Origin of the sequence: Ornithinibacter sp. (assembly GCF_035443565.1) — a bacterium.
GTDB lineage: Bacteria > Actinomycetota > Actinomycetes > Actinomycetales > Dermatophilaceae > Fodinibacter.
On the sequence record NZ_DAORSO010000163.1, the window covers coordinates 1 to 4,380 of the forward strand.

General features: G+C 70.0%; 6 protein-coding genes. 1 reads left to right on the top strand and 5 read right to left on the bottom strand.

Annotated features, from left to right (window positions below):
* The 4 genes from PLL68_RS12515 to PLL68_RS12530 all read right to left on the bottom strand — a co-directional run.
* Positions 1–336 (bottom strand): PTS sugar transporter subunit IIA (locus PLL68_RS12515; RefSeq protein ID WP_324534563.1); only part of this gene is annotated, 336 nt, incomplete at its 3' end.
* A 20-nt stretch (positions 337–356) separates the two neighbouring features.
* On the bottom strand, positions 357–1,301 hold the full coding sequence (gene pfkB, locus PLL68_RS12520) for a 1-phosphofructokinase (protein ID WP_324534565.1): 945 nt from the start codon (positions 1,299–1,301) through the stop codon (positions 357–359).
* 214 nt (positions 1,302–1,515) lie between these two features.
* Positions 1,516–1,794 carry an ion channel gene (locus tag PLL68_RS12525; protein ID WP_324534567.1) on the bottom strand — a complete coding sequence of 93 codons (279 nt, stop codon included), beginning with the start codon at positions 1,792–1,794 and terminating at the stop codon, positions 1,516–1,518.
* Positions 1,680–2,201 carry a hypothetical protein gene (locus tag PLL68_RS12530; RefSeq protein ID WP_324534573.1) on the bottom strand — a complete coding sequence of 174 codons (522 nt, stop codon included), beginning with the start codon at positions 2,199–2,201 and terminating at the stop codon, positions 1,680–1,682. The genes PLL68_RS12525 and PLL68_RS12530 overlap by 115 nt, the downstream gene beginning before the upstream one ends.
* A gap of 126 nt (positions 2,202–2,327) precedes the next feature.
* Here PLL68_RS12530 and PLL68_RS12535 point away from each other — a divergent pair, with 126 nt between their 5' ends.
* Entirely contained in the window at positions 2,328–3,242 is a 915-nt protein-coding gene (locus PLL68_RS12535; RefSeq protein ID WP_324534569.1) for an SMP-30/gluconolactonase/LRE family protein, read from the top strand.
* Positions 3,243–3,424: 182 nt separating this feature from the next.
* Here PLL68_RS12535 and PLL68_RS12540 read toward each other — a convergent pair whose 3' ends face one another.
* Positions 3,425–3,637: a type II toxin-antitoxin system RelE/ParE family toxin gene (locus PLL68_RS12540; protein ID WP_324534571.1), complete on the bottom strand. Its 213-nt coding sequence runs from the start codon at positions 3,635–3,637 to the stop codon at positions 3,425–3,427.
* Between the last annotated feature and the right edge of the window lie 743 nt (positions 3,638–4,380).

The following is a 4,380-nucleotide window of genomic DNA, read 5'->3' on the forward strand; positions in this document are numbered from 1 at the left end:
CATCTGCATGTGGGCGTCACCGCCGCCGGCCGGCGCCGCGATGAGGAAGACGAGGGTCGCCGGGCCGTCCTTGGCGCCCCAGTCGATGCCGTCGGTGCTGCGGCCGAACACGAGCGAGGGCTCGGTGATCGCCTCGCTGCGGGCGTGCGGGATGCCGATGCCGCCGGGCAGGCCGGTCGCCATCTTGCTCTCGCGCTCGCGGACGTCCGCGAGGAAGGTCTCGATGTCGGTGCACCGGCCGCTGGTCACGAGTTGCTGCGCGAGCAGCGTCGTGGCCTCGTGACGGTCGGCACCGGTCAGGTCGAGGACGACCTGGTCTTCGGTGATGAGGGCCATGGGGGGTGGTTCCTTTCGGGTCAGCGAAGGACGAGCGAAGGGTCGGGGGTGTGGGTGACCTCGGCGTGGATGCCGACGAGGTCGCTCGGGGTGGGGACTCGGCTACCGGGGAGGGTGACGGCGGCTGAACCCCACGTGACGGCGGTGGCGAGGGCGTCGGCGGGGCGCTTGCCCGTCGACAAGCCGTGGAGCAGGCCGGCGAGCATGCAGTCGCCGGCGCCCACGGTGGACAGGGGGACCGTGATGGCGGCTCCCGCGTGGACGGCCTCGTCGGCGGTGACGAGGAGGGCGCCGTCACTGCCCAGGCTGACGGCGACGACCTCGATCCCGTCGGCAACGAGGTCGCGGGCGGCGGCGCGGACGTCGCCCAGGGTGGGCAGGTCGTGACCGACGAGCTCGGCGAGCTCTTCGTGGTTGGGCTTGATGAGGTTCGGGCGAGCGGCGACCGCGAGCGGCATCGGGGCGCCCGAGGAGTCGACGGCGACCCGGATGCCGCGTTCACGCACCCGCGTGACGAGGTCGGCATAGAACGTGGTCGGCGCACCAGGCGGGAGGCTGCCGCACGCGACGACCCAGGAGGCGCCGTCCGCGGCATCCAACGTCGCCGTGAGGAGTGCGTCGACCTCGGCGGGCGAGAGCTGCGGGCCGGGCTCGTTGAGCTTGGTCGTCGTGCCGTCGGGCTCGAGGACGCTGATGTTCATCCGCAGGCTCCCCGAGACGGGAACGCTGCGGCGCGCGACGCCGGCGGTGTCGAGGAGCTCATCCATGAGGTGGCCCTCCGGGCCACCGGAGGGCAGGACCGCGATGGTGGCGGTGCCCTGGGCCGCGAGCGCCCGGCTGACGTTGACGCCCTTGCCGCCCGGGTCGATGCGGCTCGAGGTCGCGCGGTGGACCTCTCCGCGCAGGAGGGCATCGATGACGATGGCGCGGTCGATGCTCGGGTTGGGGGTGAGGCTGACGATCATCGGGACACCGTCCCGCGCTCGTCCGAGCGGTGGTGACACTGCGCTGCGTCCATCGGACTCCTTCGTCCACCGGGTGGCCCGTTGTGGGCCATTGGAGGTATCCAACCATTACTCGGGCACCAATGTAAAGAGATTCGGGCACCCGTTTGTGTTGTTTTACTTCCGAATGTCCGGTCTGTGCCGGACTGAACCCCAGAGTGGCAGCGATCTGGCCTCACGGCATGTCTGGAGACACACCGTCTGAGGGCTGGACCTGGCGCTCGGCACGCTCGGCCTCGACCCGTCCGAGGATCCACGTCGCGACCGACGCGGTCACCGCCCCGACGACCCCGATACCGACGACCATGAGCACGACGGCGACGACCCTGCCTTCGCCGCTCACGGGGCAGTGGACGCCGTAGCCGACCGTCGTGACCGTCGTGCAGGCCCACCACAGTGCGTCACCGGAGGTCGTGATGTTGGCCTCGGGGGCATCGCGTTCGGCATCGAGCACGGCCAGGGCGCCCAGGCCGACGGCCGTCCGGCGGCTCCCCCGACGTAGACCAGCACCCGCCCGGCCAGGTTGGCCGAGGCGGACCTGTCGAGGATGCGCACGAGGGCCAGCAGACGCAGAAGCCGCAACGGTCGCAGCAGGGGCAGCGCGACGAGGGCTACGTCGTACCAGTGGCTGAGGGCGTAGCGCCACCGGTCCTCGGCGAGGGCGAGGCGGATCAGCAGGTCGACGGCGAAGGCCGCCCAGACCGTCCAGGACACCGCGTTGAGCACGGTGCGGGCATCGGGATCGAGCCGGGGGTCGAGCACGGGCCACGCGTAGGCGACGAGGAAGGCCAGCGCCAGCAGGATGAGTGGCACCTCCGCGCGCCGCTCCCACCGCTCCACGGTCATGGCCGACGTGGTCATCCTCCGAGTCTTGCAGCCCTGAACGGTGGCGCGTGGGCCGTTGGCACGGTCTGCGCGGGCACGACAAGGTTCGACAGCACCAGGCCTGTCATTGAATCGTCAATAATCGCGTCGTAGCGTAGCGCAATGAGGACCTCAGGAGTGCTGCTGACCACGGCCCTGGCCGCCGCCTTCGCGCTGGCCCCGACGGGTTCGGCCTCCGCCGCCCCCTTCCCCGACACCCTGGCCCTACCCAACGGGTGGCTCCCCGAGGGCATCGCCACCGGCGCGGGGACGTCGATCTACTCGGGTTCGCGCACTGACGGCTCGGTGTGGAAGGCCGACCTGCGCACCGGTGAGGGCGAGGTGCTCGTCGACGTCGACGGCCGCGCGGCCGTCGGGATCAAGGTCGACCGCGGGCTGTTGTTCGTCTCCGGTGGCGCGACGGGAGCCGCCTACGTGTACGACGCGGACTCGGGTGCCGAGGTCGCGGCGTTCGACCTCACGGACGGGCCGGCCTTCATCAACGACGTGACGGTGACGCGGGACGTGGCCTGGTTCACCAACTCCCAGGCGGCCGAGCTCTACCGGGTCGCCCTGGGCGCCGGAGGTGTTCCGACCGGCGCCGTGCAGACGATCCCCCTGACCGGGGACTGGCAGCAGGTGGCCGGCTTCAACGCGAACGGGATCGCGGCCACGCCCGACGGGCAGACGCTGCTCGTCATCAACAGCACGACCGGCATCCTGTACGCCGTCGACGCGGCTACCGGAGAGGCGACCGCGGTGGATGCCGGCGGCGCGCTGCTGACCCAGGGCGACGGCATCCTGCTCCGGGGCACGACGCTGTGGGTGGTGCGCAACCGGTCCAACGAGATCGTCGAACTGCAGATGGCCCCCGACTGGCAGTCCGCGACCCCGGTCGCAACGATCACCGACCCCGACTTCGACGTGCCGACGACGGTCGCGCTCCAGGGGTCGCGGCTGTATGCCGTCAACGCCCGCTTCACCACTCCCCCCACCCCCGACACCGAGTACGACGTCGTCCTCGTTGACGGCCGGTAGGCGGGTGAAGTCAGAGCAGAGTTGGATTGCGTCCGTTTCACTCCATCGGACGTGGTAGCGCCTCAGCGATCCATTCGACCAGCTGGGTCCAAGTGCCTTTTGCACGTCCAGCGGCGCGGTCCGGCTGAGGTCCGACTGTCGGCAGGATCGATCACCCCGCCCGCGACAGGACAGGGCGTTCGTCAGCGACGTTGGTTGATCTCGCCCCGGTGGCCAACGGCGACCACCAGGACGACCAGCACGTCGTCGTTGACCTCGTAGACGATGCGGTAGTCGCCGGTGCGCACGCGCCACTCGCCCTGACCGCCGATGTGCGGTGAGCTGACCGAGGGGTGGGCCTTGCGCCTGGCCCGCCATCGGAACGTCTCGGTCCGGGAGCAGTTGGCCTTCAGCACGCCGTGGCTGTCTGCCCTGGCACAGCTGAGTCGCGAGCCCGCGCACCAGGTGCGGGCCGCGCTTGCGGGGTCGCTGTTCCTGCTCCCGCAGGTGCGACGGGCACTGGACGTGGACCCCGATGAGGACGTGCGAGGAATCGCAGCCGCCACTAGGGAGTCAACAGCAGGTGGCATCACACCCGACCCACTCTGGCTGACCGAGGAAGACCTCATGGCCGAGGCTCTACGGCAACCCACCTTCGGGGACGCCGCGGCTGCCCACGCCGCGGCGGCAGACGAGCACGACCGAACAACAGACGCGGTGCGTCAGCGCATCATGTCTGGGCAGGAGTCGTTGCCGTGGCCGCCCCAGCAGGACCCCGACATTGACGTGCCCGCGCTGCAGGACGTGACGATCAGACCGAACGCTGGCAGCCGTCCCGCTTGGCTCGCCAAGGCTGATGACGTCACGGAACTGACCGCGTCTGTCCTGGCCGGTCTTGGGGGCCTGCTCGAAGACCATCACGAGCTTGGTGAGGATCTCGTGATCATCGCCAGCGTCCCCTCATCGCTCACCGCCCAGAAGGGGACTGCTGCACGGATAGGTGACAACGACTCTGTGGTGCCGTGGGGTGCCGCAGGAGAGGATGTGCACCATGCCCAAGCCGTACCCGAAGGAGTTCCGACAGAACGTGGTCGAGGTGGCTCGCGCTCGTGAGGCAGGGACGACGTTGAAGGAGATCGCGAAGGATTTCGGGATCTCG